Origin of the sequence: Exiguobacterium sp. BRG2 (assembly GCF_031844245.1) — a bacterium.
GTDB lineage: Bacteria > Bacillota > Bacilli > Exiguobacteriales > Exiguobacteriaceae > Exiguobacterium_A.
Genome location: NZ_JAUZUW010000011.1, coordinates 81,400 through 103,918 on the forward strand (window position 1 = coordinate 81,400; position 22,519 = coordinate 103,918).

General features: G+C 33.7%; 16 protein-coding genes. 5 read left to right on the forward strand and 11 right to left on the reverse strand.

Going from position 1 to position 22,519, the window contains the following annotated elements:
* Positions 1-44: 44 nt before the first annotated feature.
* Positions 45-1,007: an HNH endonuclease signature motif containing protein gene (locus Q9R23_RS13550; protein WP_311247286.1), complete on the forward strand. Its 963-nt coding sequence runs from the start codon at positions 45-47 to the stop codon at positions 1,005-1,007.
* A 39-nt stretch (positions 1,008-1,046) separates the two neighbouring features.
* Here the strand turns inward: Q9R23_RS13550 and Q9R23_RS13555 are convergent, their stop codons facing one another.
* The 4 genes from Q9R23_RS13555 to Q9R23_RS13570 are packed head-to-tail and all read right to left on the reverse strand — an operon-like array spanning position 1,047 to position 5,056.
* Entirely contained in the window at positions 1,047-1,493 is a 447-nt protein-coding gene (locus Q9R23_RS13555) for a hypothetical protein (protein WP_311247287.1), read from the reverse strand.
* Between the two features lies 1 nt (position 1,494).
* Complete coding sequence (locus tag Q9R23_RS13560; RefSeq protein ID WP_311247288.1) at positions 1,495-3,477, reverse strand: AAA family ATPase; 1,983 nt, start codon at positions 3,475-3,477, stop codon at positions 1,495-1,497.
* Positions 3,477-3,659 (reverse strand): hypothetical protein, encoded by a 183-nt coding sequence (locus Q9R23_RS13565; RefSeq protein ID WP_075642718.1) that lies wholly within the window; start codon positions 3,657-3,659, stop codon positions 3,477-3,479. Before Q9R23_RS13565 ends, Q9R23_RS13560 begins: the two co-directional genes overlap by 1 nt.
* Before the next feature lie 17 nt (positions 3,660-3,676).
* Positions 3,677-5,056 carry a DEAD/DEAH box helicase family protein gene (locus Q9R23_RS13570; RefSeq protein ID WP_311247289.1) on the reverse strand — a complete coding sequence of 460 codons (1,380 nt, stop codon included), beginning with the start codon at positions 5,054-5,056 and terminating at the stop codon, positions 3,677-3,679.
* A 136-nt stretch (positions 5,057-5,192) separates the two neighbouring features.
* Here Q9R23_RS13570 and dptF point away from each other — a divergent pair, with 136 nt between their 5' ends.
* From dptF to dptH, 3 genes are read left to right on the forward strand one after another with little or no spacing between them, the layout of a single operon-like run.
* Positions 5,193-7,469: a DNA phosphorothioation-dependent restriction protein DptF gene (gene dptF / locus Q9R23_RS13575; RefSeq protein ID WP_311247290.1), complete on the forward strand. Its 2,277-nt coding sequence runs from the start codon at positions 5,193-5,195 to the stop codon at positions 7,467-7,469.
* A 1-nt stretch (position 7,470) separates the two neighbouring features.
* Positions 7,471-8,844: a DNA phosphorothioation-dependent restriction protein DptG gene (gene dptG / locus Q9R23_RS13580; protein ID WP_311247291.1), complete on the forward strand. Its 1,374-nt coding sequence runs from the start codon at positions 7,471-7,473 to the stop codon at positions 8,842-8,844.
* Positions 8,825-12,826 carry a DNA phosphorothioation-dependent restriction protein DptH gene (dptH, locus tag Q9R23_RS13585; RefSeq protein ID WP_311247292.1) on the forward strand — a complete coding sequence of 1,334 codons (4,002 nt, stop codon included), beginning with the start codon at positions 8,825-8,827 and terminating at the stop codon, positions 12,824-12,826. The genes dptG and dptH overlap by 20 nt, the downstream gene beginning before the upstream one ends.
* Positions 12,827-12,875: 49 nt before the next feature.
* Here the strand turns inward: dptH and Q9R23_RS13590 are convergent, their stop codons facing one another.
* The 7 genes from Q9R23_RS13590 to dndD (Q9R23_RS13620) form a co-directional block, all read right to left on the reverse strand.
* Positions 12,876-13,997 (reverse strand): cysteine desulfurase family protein, encoded by a 1,122-nt coding sequence (locus Q9R23_RS13590; RefSeq protein WP_311247293.1) that lies wholly within the window; start codon positions 13,995-13,997, stop codon positions 12,876-12,878.
* A 14-nt stretch (positions 13,998-14,011) separates the two neighbouring features.
* Positions 14,012-14,383, reverse strand: a complete 372-nt coding sequence (locus Q9R23_RS13595; protein ID WP_311247294.1) for a DndE family protein — start codon at positions 14,381-14,383, stop codon at positions 14,012-14,014.
* Entirely contained in the window at positions 14,380-16,386 is a 2,007-nt protein-coding gene (gene dndD / locus Q9R23_RS13600; protein WP_311247295.1) for a DNA sulfur modification protein DndD, read from the reverse strand. The genes Q9R23_RS13595 and dndD (Q9R23_RS13600) overlap by 4 nt, the downstream gene beginning before the upstream one ends.
* Complete coding sequence (gene dndC / locus Q9R23_RS13605) at positions 16,361-18,010, reverse strand: DNA phosphorothioation system sulfurtransferase DndC (protein WP_075642726.1); 1,650 nt, start codon at positions 18,008-18,010, stop codon at positions 16,361-16,363. The genes dndD (Q9R23_RS13600) and dndC overlap by 26 nt, the downstream gene beginning before the upstream one ends.
* A 1-nt stretch (position 18,011) precedes the next feature.
* A complete protein-coding gene (gene dndB, locus Q9R23_RS13610) occupies positions 18,012-19,115 on the reverse strand; it encodes a DNA sulfur modification protein DndB (RefSeq protein WP_075642727.1) in 1,104 nt (367 codons plus the stop codon).
* A gap of 126 nt (positions 19,116-19,241) precedes the next feature.
* On the reverse strand, positions 19,242-19,646 hold the full coding sequence (locus Q9R23_RS13615) for a hypothetical protein (RefSeq protein WP_311247296.1): 405 nt from the start codon (positions 19,644-19,646) through the stop codon (positions 19,242-19,244).
* On the reverse strand, positions 19,646-21,901 hold the full coding sequence (dndD, locus tag Q9R23_RS13620) for a DNA sulfur modification protein DndD (RefSeq protein WP_311247297.1): 2,256 nt from the start codon (positions 21,899-21,901) through the stop codon (positions 19,646-19,648). Before dndD (Q9R23_RS13620) ends, Q9R23_RS13615 begins: the two co-directional genes overlap by 1 nt.
* A 186-nt stretch (positions 21,902-22,087) precedes the next feature.
* Here dndD (Q9R23_RS13620) and Q9R23_RS13625 point away from each other — a divergent pair, with 186 nt between their 5' ends.
* A complete protein-coding gene (locus Q9R23_RS13625; RefSeq protein WP_311247298.1) occupies positions 22,088-22,477 on the forward strand; it encodes a RidA family protein in 390 nt (129 codons plus the stop codon).
* Positions 22,478-22,519 lie beyond the last annotated feature (42 nt).

Here is a 22,519-nt window from a genome sequence, read left to right on the forward strand (position 1 = left end):
TCTTGTGATGTAAAGGATTGTAAAAATACTGTGAGGTGCTTTAATTGGGTTGGAAATTAGATATTGCAGAAGCACAAGAAAGTTATTTATCAGAAAGCGATTTATGGCGTCTAACACAGCAATTCTTAATGCATTCAACTCATACCACTACCTATAAACATATTTTGATGAAATCATTATTAGAGTCGATTGCTGAAACTGACGAAACAGGAAAAATCACTTTTTTAGAAATATCTAAGCATGTTTCAAAAATCTACTGGAATTTAGTTATTACGCATGGATTGCGTCAAGTTAATACAAAAAATGGACAGAGTTCTGTAGAAAAGATTTTAATAAATTTTCAAGAAATACATTGCATACCTTCAAATTGGAACTTTGAAAAATTATCTACAACTCATCAGAACGAGTTAATTAAACTCATTAATACCGTCTATAAAAAATATGTATATGGTTCATTTTACTCGTCATTTGACGGAACAATTTATTCTTTTAATAAGAAAGAAGAATGGATTAAACTTGTACCTAGTTATCTAGTTTTCTTCGAAAAGTACAAGCGTATCTTGATGAATATTACAAATTATCAACTGTCTATATTCTTAGAAAAATATAATTCTAGTCATTTAATGAAAAACATATTAAATAAAGTTGAATTTGTATCAGCAAGACATTCTTTAGTCGAGTTTAAAAATATACTACTACTCCATGGTCAAACCACTTGTTTTTATTGTTATAAAAAACTGCAAAAAATACACGTAGATCATTTTATCCCGTGGTCTTACATTCAAAATGATGTACTTTGGAATTTTGTGCTATCCTGTCCAACTTGTAACACGAGTAAAAATAATAAGATTGCACAAAAAGATTTTTTGTATAACTTGATAGGTCGAAATGAGCAATTAAACTCTGTAATTAGTATGAGTAGCTATAATGAGAAAAAGCTGAAGCATACCTATGAATATGCTATTCAAAATGGATTTAAAATATGGACTCCAAAAAGAACCTACTAATTTTTTAAAATACAAAATATTAGTAGGTTCTTGCTTCATTTAGAGATGATCTTTATATAACTTTTCTGTAACTAAACGATCTCTATAATTTTGTAACGAATCTTCGTCCTTAAATTCATATAACAATTCAATGTAACGGTCTATTGCATTACTTCCGCTGTTTTTTATAAGTGTTTCATATAAATGTGACACTCCGCCTGCAGCGTAATTTTCAATTCTCTGTAACTCTTCTTTCCCAGGTTCAACTTCTCCAAATTCATCATAAATAATAGAGTAAATAAGTGATTCGTCATCGATAGAAAAAACAGATTCATTAAAAGACTCAGCATTTTTACCTCTTTTGAACGCAATCACTTTACCAGTTTCACGTCCAATCATTAATCCAGCCATAAAAATATCTTTAAAAGTGTTAAAAAATCCAAATTCTCCATCGCGATGTAACTCATCATATTCATGTTGTTGCTCTAAACTTCGTGATAGTCGCATGTTAAATTCTTCCTTCCACTATTTGTGTAAACTCTAATGCATCATCTTCAATGTAGTGTAAGGTATATTCTTTTCCTGAATGTTTACTTAATTGATTTTCCACCTCACCATCCCATTGAGAAGTTGAAACTATAACAATCACTTGATCAGATAATTGGTGTATACCTTCTGCTACTCGCTTTCTATGATCAGCATCTAATGCCCCAAATGGAGAATCCATTACAAGAGGATATACAGCTTTCATATTTGCACCTTTTATCTGGAAATCACTATTAGGTTTTTCAGCTTTTTTACGTTGCATATCAACAATGGCACCAATAAATGCAAGACTCGTTAATTGTCCCTCGCCTTGCGACATCCCTACTTCCTCGTGACTATTATCGGTAACAATTAATTCATAATCACTAGTCATAGTAACGTTGTAATTTTTTCGAAGAAACTTAGAAAATACTTCTTTTATTTGAAAAGCAAGACGTTTTCTAACGTCGTCTTCTTGAAATTCTAAAAGACGACTAATTACTTTTTCGAACTTCATAGATGTATTTAAACTATTTTGGAGATTTAGCTCTTTTAAATTCTCTCGTTCTTTTTTGGCTATTTGTTTTTCGAATAAGTCTGCTTTCATATTTAATTCTTCACGTTGTTTTTCATAGTACATAATCATTGCTCTTTGCTCTTGAATTGAATGCTCAAGTTGAGTAAATTTCTTTTGTAAATCAATTAATTCTGGATTGTTTTTTGATCCCTTATTAACATTAAGTTCGGCAATCTCTTGTTGGACCGTTACGATATCCTTCAATTGTTGATTTCTTTGATTTGAATATACACGTATTTGCTCAAATATATTTTTTCTTTTTTCTTTAATACCATTCATTTTTTTATTTAAGACCTGAATTCCATTATGCTGTGAGTAAGCAGAAGAAGTTCTTAAATGCGAAATATGTTCTTTTTCATGTTCTGAGATTGGTCGACCACAAATACAGAATTCCTCTTTTTCTAATTTCTTTAGAAATTCTTTGTCTACATACGATTCAAGGCGATCGTCATTTTCAGATTTATTTTCAATTTGTTGAATAAGGGAAAGCGACATGACAAGATGACCATTACTACTTAAGAGCTTTGCTAACTCATTTTCAATGGAAACTAATGCTTTCTGCAGTCGTTCTAGCTCTTTTTTCTTTGAATCATACTCGATTTGTAGCGCTCCAATTTCTGCATCTGCTTGAAGTTTTTCATCAACTACTTTAATTTCTTCTTGTAACGCTACAATATTACTTCTAGCATCTGAAAGCCTATTTATTAATTTTTCTTTTTCATCATTAAGCTCATTTCTATTAATTATTAGCTCTTGATATTCACCTCCATTTTTTTTGGCTAGCTCTTCTTGAAAGTTTTTTTTCGCACTTTGTAAATGTTTTTTTGCTGCTACAAATAAATCCAGACCCATCATTAATTTTATTGATTCTTTAATTTCGTTTTTCGCTCGTTGCTTACCTAAGTTGTCAATTCTTTCACCATCGAAAAAGAAAAATGAACTCAGCTTTTGCGGAATAATTTTATCAATTGTATCAGAAACACTTTTAATTATTTCTCCTTCACCTGATTCATTGATTCTTTTCAAAAGTACTTCTGTTTTTTTGGAAGGAAGATAAGCAGTACCATCAAACTTATGATTTAAAAATCGTTCAATCTCAAATTGATGACTTCCATCTTCAAAATATAGCTTTACTGAAGTAGTTATCTCAGCCACACCTGTTAGCGAAGACTCTCGTACAAATCTTCTATTGATTACTTCATGGGAATTGGGTAAATTTAACGGTTTACCATACAAAACCCATAGAAAAGCATTGATTAGCGCTGTTTTTCCTGAACCGTTTTCGCCATGTATAACGGTTACGTTATCAGTTTCACCGTAAGCAAAACTAATAGATTGCTGACCATAATATTGTCGAAAATTATTTAGTATTAGTTTTTTAATGATCATCAGTTATACAACCCTTTCAAAAGACGTACAATTTCTCCAACAACATCTCCGTTTGATCCACTCTTAGTACTTAAATAAGCGTCTTCAAGATTTAAAATTTTTGAAAAAGCCAATTTTTCTTCTATAGTAAAATCTCGAAGTTCTTCTTCTAATACATCTTGCAAAGTTTTTGATTCCTCCATTAATTTTCCCTCTTTTCTCATAGATGTTGTAAGCTATATAGTTTTTTTAATTTAAGTAAAGACTGCGAAGCTTTGGGACCATTGATAGCAAGCGAAGCAAATTCTTGAACTCTCTTTAATTCCTTTTCTAGTAATCCTCGCTCAATATTAAAATCTGTATCTGACAACTGATTTGTATCTGAAATTTCCTGAGAAATAACAATAAAATCATGTAAAATAGCAAACTCCTTACCTTTTGCTTTTCTTAATACTCGCCCTCTTCGTTGAATAAATTCTTTTGGATTTGAGCTACTAGCTAAAATATAAGCAGTTCGAGTATTAGGAATATCAACGCCTTCGTCTAAGCATCTAATGGCAACTAATGTTTCGATATCTCCATTATCAAACTGATTCAACAATTCACGCCTTTGCTTATTATCTTCTTGAGATGTATAACTGCTACTATAAATACCTAATCGTTTACCCATCATTTGAATCAGTCGATCTACTTGTCGTTCCCCTTCTTTCTTTTGGTCACCACAGTAAACTATCGTATGTCTTAATTCTCCTGCATCTTTTTGTTCTTTTAAAAGTTTTTCAAGTAATTCTTCCTTATTCTGAGCACTGTTAACTAAACGAGCACGCTTTATTAAAAGTTGCTCTAAATATTCATTTTTATGATCGTCACCTTGAGCAGCAAATAATTTCGCGATTTTTCTACTCAATACCATGTACTCCTCGCGCTCATTTTCAGTTAACACTACAATATGTGGATGATAGTAATATGGCGTTAAATATCCCGCCTGAATAGCATCACTCAATTCATATTTAAAAATAGGTTCGCCTCCAAAATACGAAAAAATAGCTTCCGTTCCTTCATCATCGTTCCATCGACGGGGCGTCGCAGACAATGCGAGACGATATTTAAAATGATTTGGTAATGAATTAATTGATCTTGATGTTCCAATATTATGAGCCTCATCGACAATAATTAGACTCTCTGTTGAAAGTCTTTTTAGTTGGAGTTGAACATCTTTTGACATTTTTAGAGTCTGCATGGTGGTAATGAAACACAACACGTCTTGATTACCGATATTGTATTGAGTGATTTCACTACTAGTTAAATCAAACCATTGACTTCGATTTTGATAAATACGTATTGGTTGTAGGCCAAATTCAACGGCATTTTTCGCCCACTGATCCACTAAATCAATTAATGGACAAACTATGATAATTGCTAAGCGCTTTTTATTATTAAATAATCTATTGGCAGCTGATAGCGCTGTCAGCGTTTTACCTGTACCAGTAGCCATTTCAAATAATCCCTTGTAATCATTCTCTTCCCAACTCGTTATGGCTTGCCTTTGATAGGGATGAAGATTTAACCATTTTGGAATTTCGTAAGACATTGGTTGCATAATTTTCTCAACTCCATCATCAGAAAGAAAATTTTTGTTATACTTTGATTGTAATCTTTTTAGCAAATAATTGTTATTTTTTCTATTGTTAGTGCCTGTAAATAATAAATTTAACTTTATATAAGGAGTAAGTAATATGAGTGAGAGTACTTTTGATTTTTTAAAAGAATATAATGAAGATGCATTAGCATTAGCGCTCGATATGGAAAGGCAATACCACATTGACCCCGATGCAGCGTTAACATATTCACGTAAGTTTATTGAAGAACTTGCGAAGGATTTGATTTGGAGAACAAAATTAACTAGGAGCTCTATTCCTTTGATAGAGATGATTCGTTTAATTCAAGGAGCACACGTTCTTTCTAGTAAATCAATCGATGATTTGCATTATGTAAGAAAACTTGGAAATAGCGCTGCTCACGGTTCTTCCACTGAAAGTAGCATTCATTTGCCACGTGTTCACAAGGCAATGTTTGATATTGCAGTAGACTATGCTACTCGACACTTTGACGTACCTAATCTTCCACACTATACGTTACCTAGAATCCCTTCTTTGGCTTCGCCTCAAATGGATGAAAAAAGCGTAAAGGATATCTTGATGAAATTACTCGGAGATAATGGTTTGACTGTTGCACCTGTAGTGGCTCCTAAAGATACTCAATTGACTGAAGAAGCGATGCGTCCTGCTATTCGTTATTTAAAAAATAGCGATATTCAAGATAACTATCTTTATACCTATATTTCTCGCTTACAAGAAACATCTAAAGATGCCGTAGAGAATGGTAACGACCCATTGGGTGAACTCAGTGATTATTTACACGTTGATCGTAAAATCCAATTAGAACTTGTCGAGAAATTAAAGACTACTTCTGAAAAACAACTTATTTTACTATGCGGAAATGTGGGTGATGGTAAATCCCATTTGCTAAGTTTCGTTCAGAAAAAATATCCTGATCTTCTTTCTGATTATACAATTTATAATGATGCCACAGAAAGTTTTGATCCCACCAAAAATGCTGTAGAAACACTATTTGAACGCCTAAAAGATTTTTCTGATCAACGTTTACAAGATAATTTAAATTCTTCGAAAATGATTCTTGCAATCAACATTGGAATGCTCGCTAAATTTCTTGATTATTCAAATGAAGACTCTGAATATACTTATTCATCACTCAAAGATTTTGTAGATCAAACGAATGTACTTAAACCAGGAACTACTTCAAACGTTCTTTCACAATCATTTACGTTATTTAGTTTTTTAAGCTACCAGCCTTACGAATTAACAGAGAATGGTCCAAAGTCAGCTTTTTATTCAACATTACTTGAAAGAATTTGTTCTGATACTCCAAATAACCCTTTTTACGATGCATATCGAATAGATCGAGAAAATGAGATTGATACAATTTTACATCGTAATTATGCATTGTTGAGCCAAAAAAATATTCAAGATCAAATTGTACAAGTCTTAATTGAATTGATTGTAAAACACCACGTTTTGATTTCAGTGCGAAACTTCTTTAATTTAATTTCTGATTTACTCATTCCTGTTAACTGGAATGAGTTAAAGCAGATTACTGTCAAACCTTCTATTATGCTTGAGAACGGTTTACCCGAACAATTATTCAATCGTCCAGAACGTTCTAGCTTGCTAAGTCAAATTGCTAAACTTGATCCGCTAAGAACGCGTCATCGTGAGATTGATGACCTCTTTCTTTCTCTTTATACAGGAGGAGAAATTGATGAAATTATAGAGCATCTGGATGAAAATGCCCAATCTTTTTACTCACCCGATCAAGTAGACAGTATACAAGAATGGACGGGTCAGCTCATTCGACTAATGGTTTTAAGTAATCCAGAATTCGCAAAAAAAATTCTAGATTCAGTCTATCAAAATTACCTACAATTCCTATATCAATATAATAAAGGCGATATACGTCGTTTACAGCCTTTATATGAAATCAGTAGTTCCGCTTACTATAAGTGGTTTGGATCTCCAAAACCATTTTACGTTTATACAAAAAAAATCACTAAGCGTCATCGTATTGCATTTAAAGCGGAAATCGAGGGGAATCCATCAAATATTAAATCTAGTACGGAAACTATTCTAAGTAAATTTAGTTCAACCATACTTTTAGATTTTAATAAAAAAGGTGACGAAAATAACCTTGCTAAACTAGAAATTGATTATCCACTATTTCAATTGTTTATGGACATTCAAGATGGTTATCGTCCTACTAAAGAAGACGATCACCGCTCAATAAAATTTCTAGAATTTGCCGAAAAAATTCACGAAATGTGTACCTCGTCTTCAGAAATAATGATTGTAACGGAAGATTCTAAACAAGCATATTTACTAAATCAAGACCGTTTTGGAACACGAAGCTTCAGACATATGGGAACTGCGGAGGACTAACATGGAATTACTAAGAGGAGTTATTGAAAAAAAGGTTATCACACGAACAAAGAGAGAGTTAAATGCGTTTCGTCAGATGTTTCCATTTAACACTCACGTTTCAAAACTAAAAGCCGATGAGACATTTAAAGAAAACTGGACAAATGAGTTTGCATCTTTCGCACGCTTAATTAGTGGCTATAAAGCTGATTATTCAGTTGACGATCAAGTGGTAGATTTTGAGCCTCTTTTAAATGAAATGTCTATTGAGACTGAAGATGAAGATGAATTTGTTGCATTATTAAATGAATTGTTAGTTACAGGCGAAACAAAACAACAGCTTCAACATCCAAACATGTTACTTCATTTGGAGAGTGCCGAAATAAAAAATCGTGTTTTCAAAATTTCAGATTATCTTTACGATTTATGTAAAGAAAATGCTCTACTGCAAGATTTATTTAAAGCAAACAAACAAAATAATGTTCTACAAAATATTTTCTCTGAGTTGAAGCCTGAACTAGAGCCAATAGATAAAAAACCGTCTTCTTTTGATCATAAATTGCCTTGGATAGGTGATTTATTTGCTGACGATTTATTATTTTTAAGAAAACATCCTGATTTCTTTGTAAAGTATGCTGACTTAGTTGCATACTACTATACTTTCTTTTTGCTAAGCCAGAATGTTGTTAAGCTATCTTTACTCGAACATGCTGATTATAAGCAGAATACTGTTGAGCCTCTTTATTTTACGTTGGATTGGGAATCTACTGTTTCAAGCAGACGCGATGCGGTTCGAAAAGGATTTAAATACTTAGACGAAATGTCTACTAAGCTATTTAGCACGCAACTTACGTTAGCTCAATTAAGTTGTAACACCGAAAACTCAGAGTTAGAAAAAATGATGGATTTTCCAACTCTCAAATCAATATTTGATCAATTATCAAGCGAAGAACAAGAAAAGTGGATTCAAGAGGTAGACACGCAAGCTGAATCCATCATCGAAACATCTAAGCTTCAGCATAAAATTACGCAGAGTTCAACATTTTTAGACTCAGTCAAACAATTGATTTATGTTATGGAAGTATCTTCTCCTGAATCTGCTCAAAAGCGTTACGGTAGCGGCATAACAGAAATCGCAAAAGTACGACTTGTAAAACAACGTGGTAGAAACGGAAATGTATTATCGCTCAATCAAGAAGTTCTGACTATGTTCCTCATAGTGATTATTCGATCTTCAAAAATGCGTCTTCAAGATGTTTATGTCGAACTCGAAAAGCGCGGTATTTTCTTAGATCGATATAGCCGTGTTGAATTTGAAAATACACTAGAAAGAATGAGCTTACTTATAAAAATGAGCGATAGCGGGGAGGCACAGTATGTCAAATCAATTTTATGATTATTTATCACTGCATATTAATGACTATTTCATTAAAAATCCACCTAACAGTGGAGACAAGTTTTTCATTCGCTTTGACCATCAAGAAGAGGTTACACAATTTTTATCGTCTATAAAAAATAAGATATCAGCAGATTTTTTAAGCCCTTTTGAATACACGCATGAAGGACAAAGTTCCTTCCATTCGTATTCGATTCAGTATGGGGACACAAAATTAATTTTAGCCGCTCAAAGTTCTTCTGTTACTGCTGACTATTTAGTATTACTTCGAAATCTAGTAAGTCAGCAACAAGAACATTGGCAAAATACAGCGCTCCTGATGATACTTCCTCAACAGCTGGATAGTATTGAAGGGGGTAGTCGCAATTTGCAAAAACAAGGAATGCCACTTCATGTAAAATCTCTTATCCAGTCTTTAAAAAACGATGTAGAACATAAACTTTTTAATGAGTCAGATCAAGCCCTAATGTCTTATTACTTATCTCAGTTTATCGAAGACCATGGAGATAGTGGAAATGTAAACTTTATGGATTTCGAACCTATTCTTGATGTTTTAGCAAAAGGAAAAGTTGCAACGAGTGATTACGAAAAGTTAGGTTTTTTTAAAGACGATTTAACTCAGTACGTAGGAACAAGAAATATTGAATTACGACTTAAAGAAAACCAAGAACTTTATCAAATCATTCAAGATTATCATCTTTATAATGTAGAAAAAGTTCTCGATCGAAAATTTACTCCTGAAGGACAAAAAAAATTGAAGGCTGATGGTTGGAAAGATTTAAGTTATTCTCAAGTTAATTCATATATTGAACAAACAAAGAAAAAGTTCGAGTTAATAAATTCATCAGCTAAACAAAACAATAAAAAGTTAAGTCTCTGGGAAGTACCTAAAAGTAGTTCAGCTGCTGGTCGGAAACATCGTCATATAATTATTTTTAATCCAGAAGCGCTAGAACAAATCACTCTCACTTTGGAATTCAATATTGATGGTGATCACAAAATGCCTAAAAGTATTAAATCCTCTGGAGCTAGTTATAAAAACATCTCCGGTAAGGCAAATGTTTCTTTTGAACACAGTGGTAAAAAATTAAAAGTACTTCTAAACGACTTAGAACACCAGCCTTTTCATGTCCATACTGAATACACTCATGTTCGTGGTTTAAAAAACAATTTCTATATAACTATTCTTCCTTTTGACGAAGAATTAATTTCTAATTACAAAGCATCTTATTCTAATGGTTGGACAAACGACCATCCTTATCTCTCTTTAGAAGACTCAGAAGGTCAAATACGTATTGGGAATCCTAATTTTTCACATCCTGAAGAACATACTATAACGAGCTCTAAAGAAACAATTAAAGTGCATAAAGAGACGAACGCAGCATTCTCTTTCGATCCTGACTTAATGGATGGCAATCAAGTCTTAAAAGTGAATTTGCAAGTTGAGGAATTCAATCCTATCGAATTACTAATTTCTGATTTGCCTAATAAACCTCACCCAATCACAGGTACTCGACTATGGCAAATGAAACGAGAGAAAGCATCATCTGTTATTGTTTCAGGGAAACGCCTAATCATTGGAAATGAGCAGTTCTATGATCATGCTGAATACCGTCAGTTCATTCATTACGAAACTCGCTGGATTGAAGAAAGCATGTTCACCGGTATTATTCAAAACGGAGAACTATTTTCTAGCGAAGATTATGAAGTACAAAATCTTCCGTTAAGAGAGGCATATAATCGTTTTGTAAATTATTTTAAAGGAAATAACAGAATTCCCTTTTATGAAAAAATTGATGAAAATTATTTAAGCGTAGCAATTCCTTATCTAAACGCCTACATTCATTTTGTTGAAAATCTTAGCGCGGATACTAAATTAATGGAGGATGGACTGGGCACCGATCGTCTAGGAACTATTTATTCAGTTGATCAAAATCAAGTGTTCTTGACGCCTTTCCATCCGTTAAATGTTGCTTATCAAATTGAACTCTACAATCAGTTACAGAGTACACATATAAATTACTCTATTATTAATCGATTACGACCCGATGCCCTTTTACCGATACTCAGTTATCAGCCTGACGGAAGAAATCAGCAGTGGTACAAGCCTGAAAGTCAAAATGTAGCTCCTGAATGGATTACGTATAAACCAATTGATGAACTTGCTATCGTCGACGCAGAAAAATTCTTAGACAAAGTCATATTCGATAAAATGAATCAATTCATTAATCATTTCGACTTTTTATTTAATACCGAAACAAAAGCTTCTTTGAAGTTGAATGTTATTGAGATATCGAGTGGACAACCAATTTTAAAAGGTATTGTTTCTTGGATGTTCAAACAAATAGAAAAATATGGTGTTGATCGTTTAATTCCTGTAGAGGTTCGTTTATATAATCAGCACTATGAACCTGGACATAAGGACTTGGATGATTTTTCACAGTACGATTTCTTCAATGATCTTGAGCATCAATTCGATGATCTTCGGTCCCTTATGAAGAGAAGTAGTAATTATCTCTTTGAAGATTTAATTCAAATCGTTCGCTCTCACTTAAAATTTTATCGATTTAATCAAAGTAGTAAATTTGAATATGCACACATCAGCTTTTACAAAATGCGTGGAAAAGAGAGTATCTATCCAGACCGAGCAGATAATATGAAGACTGGAATGGCCTTAGGCGGGCTTTACTCTACTTTATCCGCTACAATTAATAAAAGCTCTTATTTGAGCGGATTCGGAACAAAGTTGTATCCTATTGAGGAACAAGAGACGCTTGCAAAGGTCGCATATGCAGTAAATGAATTTAATTTCAATATGCGTGATGCAGGAAATAATCCTTACTCAAAAGGAACTGTTGCAGTCTCCTCTATGAAGGTCTTACCAGATGATACTTTTACTGAAATTTACGAGCAATCTCATTGGGTAACCTTCATTGAGCCTACAGTCGACCTAGGATACTTTCATGGAAATAAAAACGTAGATCAAGACTTACTTGTCATTCATTATAGCGACCAGTACACTTCATCATTCCGTTACGATGCTATCACGGTTACTAATAAAGCAGGCCAATACCAATCCATCGTAAAAGAGTTTTTCAAGGCGAATCCGATGATTCATCATGAACCAACTGATCAACATATTGTACAAGCTATTAAAGCCTTTAATACCATTAATGGTGAGTGGCTCCTTGAAATGATTAGAAGAGGAATAGAAAGTCCTGATAAACGAAAGCACTTCAGTCGAGAGAAATTTAGTATTCTTTCAGCTGTTCGATACGCACTCGCTCTATTTGATCACCCTGCTATTACCTGGGTTCCGATTTCACTTGAAGAAGTTCTTCGAGTTGCTGGTGCCGCTGGATTTACGCGTGATAGTGTGTTCTCAGCCAAATCGTTAAATCGATCTGGAACTCATTCTGATGATTTACTTTTAATTGGTCTTGAAGAATCTGTTAGTGGATTAAAGCTTCACTTTTTCCCAGTTGAAGTGAAGATTGGTATAAATGATGACAGTGTGATCAAAAAAGCAATTGAACAAATACAACATACAAAAGATTTATTCCGTACCAATCTGTATAATCGTGCCGATGATACTTTTGAAAATGATTATTATCGTCTCTTTTTCGCTCAACTCTTTTTAACAAATGCTAAAAAGATTCATGAAAGCGATCTTTGGCCAGAACGAAATAATTATGATTTTGAAAAACATCGTCAACCAGTCATTACGGCGTTGCTCAAAGGAGACTTCACAATTGATGATTCACTTGAATCACATCTTGGAGATGGAATTATCCTTTCCTTTAAACAAGATGTTCCGAACGCTTCTCTCGTTAAAGGTGAAGACTATACACTGGTTCATTTACCAGAAGCCTTCGGAATTAGAGGTATTCTTCAACCGATTCAGCAAATCAAAGAGCAAATCGATAAAATTACAAGTGACATCAAAAAAGAAGATTTAATAGAATCTCTTTATACGCCTTAAAAAAATCAGCATCGGATACCCGATGCTGATTTACTTTTTACGAATCTAATTACAACTCTAAAAAAATATCTAGTTCTTTTTCCGATTGATATGGTGAAAGAGAGAAACGTATAGTTGATCGAAGTTGTTCCATAGTACATCCGATTTCTTGTAACACATGACTTGGTTTACTAGAACTACAAGCAGATCCAGTAGATACTGCCATAACAGGTGCTAGTTCTTTACAAAGAATCTCATTATTTAAGCCTTTGAATTGAACACTTAGGATACCTGGAATCTTGTTACTTTCATCATTATTAAACTGAATAACATCACCAAACTGTTGCCTTAATAGCTGCTTGAGTTTAGATTCAAGCGTTAGTAAATGTTGACGATGTTCATTCAATTTTGAATAAGCTATCTCAGCTGCTTTTCCCATACCGACAATTAATGGAACTGCGTGAGTTCCGCTTCGATATCCATTCTCCTGAGCTCCCCCGTGTAAAAGAGGAGTAATTTTTAGTGATAAGCCCATTTCATCTTTACGAACGATTGCCGCACCTATTCCTTTAGGACCATAAAACTTGTGCGCAGATACGGATACCAATTGAACGTAAGGAAGATTTTCTAGATCAACAGATACTTTTCCAATTACTTGCGTCGCATCAGAATGGAAAAATGCATTATATTTATGAGCTAATTCAGATGCCTCTTTAATTGGATTCAATGAACCTAGTTCATTGTTTCCCCAAAGGAGTGAAACTAGAAGAGTTGGTTCCTCTGAAAGAGCTTTTTCTAATTCTGCCAAATCAATTCTTCCAAATGAATCTACCGAAAGATATACAACATCAAACCCTTGAGTTTCAAGATAGCGGAGTGTTTCTAGTACTGAAGGATGTTCTACAGTACTAGAGATGATTCGCTTACCTTTATTAGAATGTGACATTGCAATTCCCTTTAATAGAAAATTGTTGCTTTCAGTGGCTCCACTCGTAAAAATCACTTCTTCTACCTTACTGTTTACTAATGTCGCTACAGCTTGTCTAGCGTGATCCACTGCTACTTTTGCATCAACAGCTTGAGAATAGTACTTGCTTGATGGGTTACCAAAAATATCTGTCCAATAAGGTAACATTGCATCTACTACTTCCTGGTGCGTTGGCGTTGTCGCACTGTTATCTAGATACAGCATACTATCCTCCCTACTTACTCAGTTTCTAAAATCTTCATCCAAAATTTCTGTGGATTTCCTGAGTATTGATAAATTTTAAATAGCTCCTTTGCACCACGATCAATATGAGCATTAAAAAGATCTGGAAAATAACTTTCTTCGTCAATTGATTTGTTTGCATGTTGTAAAATCATTGCCTTGTACGAAAAATCATTTTCCCCAGTTAATGTTGCTCTTGAAATTTCAAAATTAGAAATATCATTATTATTTACTTTAGGCATTTCTTTATCTTTTAGTGAAAACGCAACTGCTATTCTTGCTAAAACGTTTGGCGTTATATTTGTACTCGCCTGTAGTTGTTGAAATATTTCTAACGTCGAATTAGATAGTTTTAAGCGATGATTCATGATATTTTCTCCGTTTCATTAAAGCGGAAGTAACTTGGAACAACCTTAATTGAACGTTCTGCTGTATCAAAGTTCAAACTGTATTCTTTATTTATAAAAGGCTTCAACAAATTGTAATTTGCTTCAGTCACTTCAGAATCCGTTGAGAGAATTAATACTTGTTCACCAAAGGCAGGAATAAGTTCTGTCAGTAAGTTTTCGCGATGCTCAACGTCTAATCTTCCTAAAAGTGTATCAAAAATAAATGGCAACTTATTTCCTGAAACATCAAACACTGCCCAAACAAGAGACATCAGTAACAATTGTTTTTCTCCTGCAGAAAGCGTTGATTGTGGAATTCTTTTTTGGTCTTCTGCGTATAGAGTAACTTCATAGGTTTCTGAATTGATCATCAAACGGTGAAGGTATCCTCTTTTTCGGAAAAGACGATTAATCATTTTTAAGGCTTGTTTTTCGATGAGCTGAATTCCTTTTTGTTGTTGTTGACTTTGGAACTCCAGTAAAAGAGCTCTCATAGCAGTTGCATTATGCATGACGCTACTAGATTGGTTTGCTTCTCTATCAATTTCTTCTCTCAATTGTTCAAATTCTTCTTGTAATTTCATTCGCTCTTCTTGAACGCTTCCCCATTGTTTCGTTGTTGTTTTTAGTTCTTGATTCTTTTCAGCGATATTTGCTTGTAACTGTTCAAGCTGAGTTAGCATGCCCATAAAATCTTCAACACTATCACTTTGAACAGTGAGTTTTTGTTTAATTAATTTAATTTCTTCATCCATCTCTTGTTGATCACTTATTTTTTGTTTGTAGTATGAAAGATCAATACCTTTTGTCATTTCAAATAAGGACTCAATTTGAGCTTTTTCACTAAAAGAAGCACGATGGATGGTTGCTTGACCCTTTGGTTGAATAGAGACCAAAGAGTCTTCTAACGCTTTTTCTAACTCTTTTGGACTTGTTGAAATACGATTGGAAAGTTCACTGGCTAACTCTTCAAGTAACTCTCGTTTCACATCGTCAATACTTTCAATTAACTTTTCTCCTTTTAACTGTTCTCTTACTGTTCCAATCAAATCTCGATTCAGTAAAAAAGGCAAGCTACCATTGATCAGATCTTGAACACTCATTTTATTTTCTTTTTTCTTACGTTCCAACTCGTTTAGTTGACTTTTTAACTGATCTTCTTCTTCTTTCAATAAACCTCCGAAGGACTTCAGTTCACTTTTTTGTGCATTCATCGCTAACTTAAGTTCTTCTAAATCAATAGATAACCCATCATATCGTTTTTGTAATTTATCATCTTCTTGAATAAAGTGATTTAGTTTTTCCTTTAAGCTTTCAAATTTTCTTTGTTTATTCGTATCGATTGTATTCTTAGTTTCATCACTGATTACACGATTAATCGTATCCTCTAACAATACTGGTACTTCTAACTTCAAAGCACTTTTTATTAGTCTCTCAAGATGATTCGATAACTCATCTTGTTGGATAATCCGATTAATTTCTTCTCCATCAAATAAACAAACATCGTATAGATAGGGAGGCAGTGATTCGCAAAAACGATTAAAAATCAAATCTCTTTTTTCATCACTTACAGGTAAACTTGAACCATCTTTATAAATCGAAAAAAATTCTTTCCCACCTGTTTCTGTGAAGTTCCACTCTCTTACGAAACGAATTTCCTCTCTGACAGAGGACTCCACTTGTTCAAAAGTTAAATCAATTTTGAACCATGGCACTGAAATTTTTAGTCCCTCTATTTTCTCTAATTCATCGTGATTCATTAGACCTTTTATTTTTTTAAAATATGTTGATGAAGCAGTTTTCATATCATAAGCAAGTGGTCCAAAAAGTCCTAATTTCATTGCCGATAAAAATGTTGTTTTACCAGCACCATTTTTTCCACCGATCAAGGTCACATTTTGTTTACTGCGTTTACTTGAAAAATCAAATGTTTGTTGCTTATAAGCCCCTATATTTTTAAGCGTCAATGACTTTAGTTTCATTTTCTATCTCTCCTTCATGATACAACTGAAGGTAATCTTGCTTTAGCAAAGATGTCACTTCTTTTTGGAATCCGCGTTTTACTTTTAAACTTACGTATTCATTTCCGATATGGAATAATTTTTTAACAGTATTTAAATCAAGTTGATGTTTTTGAACCAACAATTCCAAATCTGACATTTGATCTGCTGTCATCAATGGTCGATCATCATGTTCCCAGTCAAGTTCAGTACCGTAGACTTCGTAATAAATTTGTGGCAATGAATCATTCCAGTCGCCTTCACGTAACCACATTCTTCTAATCATTCGAAGCTCTTCTTCTTGAATCAATGGAATATCATGTGATGTAGGCGCATTTAAGTCCCGTTGAACTTCTAATAGTTCTTTTAATAACATTTGCCGTGCCTCAAGCGTAAAAGGTCCTAAACCTAGTTGAGAATAAGATACGTTTCCTTCTCGATCTACCTGGCGGATGAAAAAATCTCTATGTTTTTCAGGACGACTCAAATCAATTTGATTGTTTACGATATAGGAATTTAAGTTATATTCATCTACTACTTCAGCAGTTTCCACTTCAGGAAGCTCAACGTTCTCTATAGAATAGAGCTTAGCTGATCTCCCGCCCTTTTTCTTGATTGAAAGGTATGTGATCCCATCTTTTTCGTAATGCTCTACACCGATTAAATAGAACTTACCATTCATGCGACGATGCATTCTTAAGTTACGATCGTCTCGTACACGCACTAAACGATTTCTATACTTCAATAATGGTGTCATCCACTCTTCGCCACTGTTAATAAATCCAGTAAGTGATTTATCTTCTGATACTACTGGACAAACCCAGCATCCAAAGCGACTGTTTCCACATGATCCAGCACTTTCTTTTATTGATTGATCAACTACTAACGGACATTCTCCACTAGAGTTCAAGTACATTTCTTGTAACTTCGCATTGTCCTCTCCCCATGGTGAGGGATTGGATAAAAGATAACCCCAAACATCATCTAATCCAAACTCTTTAATAGGTGCAAAAACAAAGGCATTATTTAGTGTCGTATGCTTTAGTAGTTCAGTTCCTTGAATTTCATGTTCTTTAATTGAATTTCCTCGACTCTGACTTTCTTTAGAACGAACACCCAAAACCATAATAACTTCACCAAAACGATTTACTTTATCCTTAATGAATCGATCTGCCGGGTCAATTTTTAAACGATCTGTACACCATCTAAACGTTTGATTGGGTGTTGGGTATCCTCTGCCAATAATATTCGACCAGAATGTTTTTTCCGTTAATGGTTTTACTTTTTGTGTTTCTAAAGGTAATCCAGTTCGTAAGGCAGTGTCTTGCATACGTTGCAACGAACCATTGATCATTGCTGCAACTAGTGGATTTTCAACCATCGTATCAGAAGAAATAACGTATACTTTTTTGTGCCATTGTTCTGGTAACATTTCTAACAGTGCTTCAAATATTAGTTGTACAGTTAAAGTTGAATCTTTCCCTCCACTGTAACCAATAACCCAAGGTCGATCGTCTTGTGCGTATACTTTTTTTATCAGTTCCTTAGACTGTCTTGCTAAAGGATTGTCTTCTTTTTTAGCTAGTTGATTACTTATAATCCCCATATTAATTTAACTTCCTTTCAACAGAGAAATCTTCTTCCATTGCTTTCTCTTTTTCATTCAATTCAATATTTAATAGCTGTTTAATTCGAATAGATGTTAATGCGATTGTTCGGCGATTTTTGATGATTCTCCCGGAATCGTCATAAGCTCTTCCTTTCCAATCTTTTTCATTTGTTCGACTCCAATCAATTCGTGCCAGCTCCTTAATACCTATTAACCAAGAATCTGGTCGTTGCGCAATCAAGGTTCTTCCTACTTCTGCCACTGCTTCGATAAATAATCCTTGAGCTGTAATCGATTGTAATCTCAATGTTCTCGGAGAAATATTTCTTTTCAGTACTTCTTCCCATTCAGGAATAGTCTCACATAATGTACTCCAAAACAAATTTATAACTTCTACATCCTGCTCAGTAATTGGTTCGCCTTTAGACTTTTCGATTAGTCGTAAATTAGCATTATATATATGATTGATTGATAATAGTTTTGGTGAATTTTTTGAGAGCGAGGTTCTTTCTTTTTCTGTATATCTAGATAAAAGTGGAATTTCACTTAGTAAGTTTTTAGTCACCATAGATAATTGATCTCGATGGTCGTACAGTATGCCAATCGATGAGGTTGTATTAACTGCATGACGATTTAAATCTGAAAATATTTGTTGAGATCTCTTCAATCCAGCGTCTTGAAAGAAAACAACTGATATCGTTTCATTTCCAAGTTCAGGTGCCAGTTTGAGCGCCTCTTCAATCGCTGCTCTTCTATGCTGACCGTCATTGATTAAAAACCTAGATTCTAAAGATATGGAGAGTTGCCCAAGATTTTGGTAATTAGGATGGTCATTGAACGGTTCAAAACTCATCTCGCCGTCTACAGAAGCCGTTAATGAAGAAAATACGTAGTCTTCTGGATGATGAACAATATATTCTGTTATTTCTGGAATACGTCCTTTATTAATAATCCGTTGAGCACGATATTCAACAGGTACTTCTTCTTCATCAAACAAAAAGATTTTAGGTATTAGTTTCAATGGACACATTACTACAAAATATTCTTTATTAGCTTGATAGCCTTTTAACGCAGGAAAATTATAATTAAAAGTAGCATTCATGTTATATATAATCCCCTCTCATTACGTACGTAACTTTGATATAAGTATAAAAAAATAAAGGTTATTATTCAAGTAAATATAACCTTTATTTGGATTTAATCTATTTAACATTTATTTTAAAGTCTTTTAGCTTAAAATCTTAATCCTGAAGTCTTCTAAATCTCCACTATTATGATGGTTTTCCCACACTGTATATAATGATTCAATCCCGTGCTCAATGAAGATTCTCATTTGCTTCTTAATATCAGAGTCTGTTAAAGTTGAACCTGCTTCATTAATAATTAGATGTTTGAAGATCGTAAAATCTTCTCCTGAAATAATTGCACCCATTTCCCAATCACTACTTTCGCACCCTGAAGGAAGTTTTGTATACAACCCTTTACTGTTTGCAATTCCTTTTGATAAGCCTAGTTTTACTACAAATGGTCGAACATCTTTTGATGATTCATCAAAAGTATCTACGAATTCTCCCATCAAATTATCAATTCTTGTTTTCGTTAATTTAGAAAGTTTAATTCCCTTTGAATCCATTATGATACTCCTTTCGTGAATTCGAAGTATCCTTCACGAATTACTGTATACTTTTCTTGTTCGTTGTAATCTAACATCAACTGTTTTGCTGTATTTTGCTCCATTAACTCCATATATTCTTTTGTGATTTCTGTATCTGTTGATAAAATCACAACTTGTTTACTCAACTTTCTATAGAAATGCGTAATCAAATTATTTCGATGGTGACTATCTAATCGTCCTAATGGTGTATCGATTACCACTGGTAAATCTAAGTCAGAAGCTTTTGTCATCGCCCAAATAAATGCTGAAGAAATAATTTGTTTTTCCCCTGCAGAACGTTCTTCGATTGGAATTTCTGTCCCTGCTTCGTTTTTTATTCTGATACACATGCTTTTCTCGTCAAAATAAGCGTTCCCAAATTCATTTTGCTTTCTAAATAAAGCAGATAGCATTTCTTTGAATTCAAAGCTGATTAAAGCAACTTTCCAATTCAAGACCTGTTCAGTGTAATGATTCACTGCATTTTGAACTTTTTTCGAGAAGTCATATTTCTTCTGTAATTCAGAATCAGACTCTACATTTTCTCCAAGGCGTCTTAATTCATGCATCAATTTTGTGAGTTCTTCTTTAATTTGATTCACTTTATTTCTTCTTACACGACGAGTTTTTTCTTTATCGCCTACGTCGCGATTCAACACCTCAATTTCGCGTTCAACTTCAGAAGCATCTACCGCAGATGGTGCCAAACTCACTCTTCGATTTAAGTTTTTCAAATCATTTTCGTACTTTGAAATATTTCGAATTACACGCTTTATTTGATCAGCTTTAGCATTTGAAGCTAAATTCGATAACATACGTTTTGTATCATTTGTAATATCATGAAGTACTTCTACTTCTTCAATCTTTGAAATATTATGATCTTCCATCCAAATAGTTTTTCCTAGTTCTTGAATTTGAACAAGCTGTTGTTCCGTTAAAGCAGGGCTTAAAGGCTTTGCCAGTAATTGATTCATGAACTCTTCATAAGGCTTTAATGCAGCTGTTGAACGAATCACCTTTTCTTGAGCGAGTTGTTCTTCATTTAAGCGTTTAGATAAAAGATTTATTTTATCCTTCAGGATAGTTGGAATAATATTTTTTTTATAGAGCATATTTAAATTGTTTTTTTCGTTTTTCAATCGTTCTTCCAACTGACTGATTTCTTTAACAATCACATCACGCGTATCTCTATTTTTCATCAAAATATCATTTCTCTGCTTACGCAAATCCGATAATTTTGTATTACGTCCGCTTAAGTACATATCTACTCTTTCCAACTTCTCTTCTGCTTCTTTTAACTCTGTTTTCAGTGCTCCTACCATTTTGTTTATACGATTCACTTTTGCTGAGTCAGCCATTTTTGCTAGCGATCTCTCATAATCTTTTACAATAAAATCAATATCACTTTTTAGATTATCGTAAAACATTAATCCAATCATTCTATTGATTGCATCTTTAAATTTTGTCGAGTTTCTAGAAGCAACTAATGTACTAATCTCTTCACCATCAAATATAAAGTATGGTGATGATTCCAATGGAAGCCAACCATCAATCAAGCGATTAAAGGTATCTAAATTATTATTAGTAATAATATTGTTGCTGATAGGTCTGACCGAGCCATTTCTTCTTTTAATCAATGTTCTCGTTTCACTGATCATTCTTTTGGCATTATCATATTGCCAAACTAATTTAATAGTATGCGTATAATCACTATCAACAGAAAGCGTTAGCTCTGCGCTAGACTCTCTACCACCCTCAGAAAAAAAGCGATTATTAATCGTATTTGCAAATTGTTCTTTATATTCAAGATCAGTCATGTTTCTTTTACCATACAATAAAACACGTAAAGCTTTTAAAATTGTAGTTTTACCAGCACCATTCATTCCGCCTACTAAGATAATATTTTCTTCAGAATGAACAGGCATTTTAAAATTTAATGTCTGTTTCCCATAATATGTTTTGTAGTTATTTAACTTCAACTCAATAAAATCAACCGCTTGAACTTGGAGTTTTAGCGCCGAATCGTCCGATAAAATCTTTTTCTCTTTCGAGTATTGAATAATCTCTTCTTTAATTCGTTGTCTTCTTTTAGCACTTGATCCGTTTTCTGAGTAATGATCAATTTTTGCGCTTTGTAAAATTTTATATAGTGTATTGGGGAAAATATTATTATTGAGAGCCGCTTCTTTAAGAATATCGACTTCTGTTTTATTTTTAAGTGAATAATCTTGCATTGTTACTACCTCCGTTATCTTTACAAAAAGACTAAATCTTATTACATTAATCAAGAAGTGACCAAACTTGTTTTGCAACTTCAAAAAAATTGTATCTATTAACTAATTTTATCATGCGTATTTACATTTTAGTTCATAGACTACCACTATATTTTTCAAATTCAAAAAAATAATGGAGGTCAACTAATGAATAATTTTAATGCTATAAACACAACGAACGCCCCTGCCGCGATCGGTCCTTATTCGCAAGGCTTTATCGCAAACGGAACACTCTATGCTTCCGGTCAAATCCCGATTGATCCGGCAACAGGTGAACTTGTACCAGGCGGAATCACGGAGCAGACGGAACAAGTCATGCGCAACATCGATGCTATCCTGAAAGAAGCAGGACTGACACCTGACCGCGTCGTCAAGACGACATGCTACTTAACAAGCATGGAACACTTCGCTTCTTTTAATACAATTTACTCCGATTACTTCGCACCACATGATCACTTCCCAGCTCGGTCTTGTATCGCTGTGAAGGAACTACCAAAAGGTGCATTAGTTGAAGTCGAGATCTTAGGACTCGTGTGATCTGATCGCTACGCACTCGTTGCGTAGCGTTTTTTCTACTTA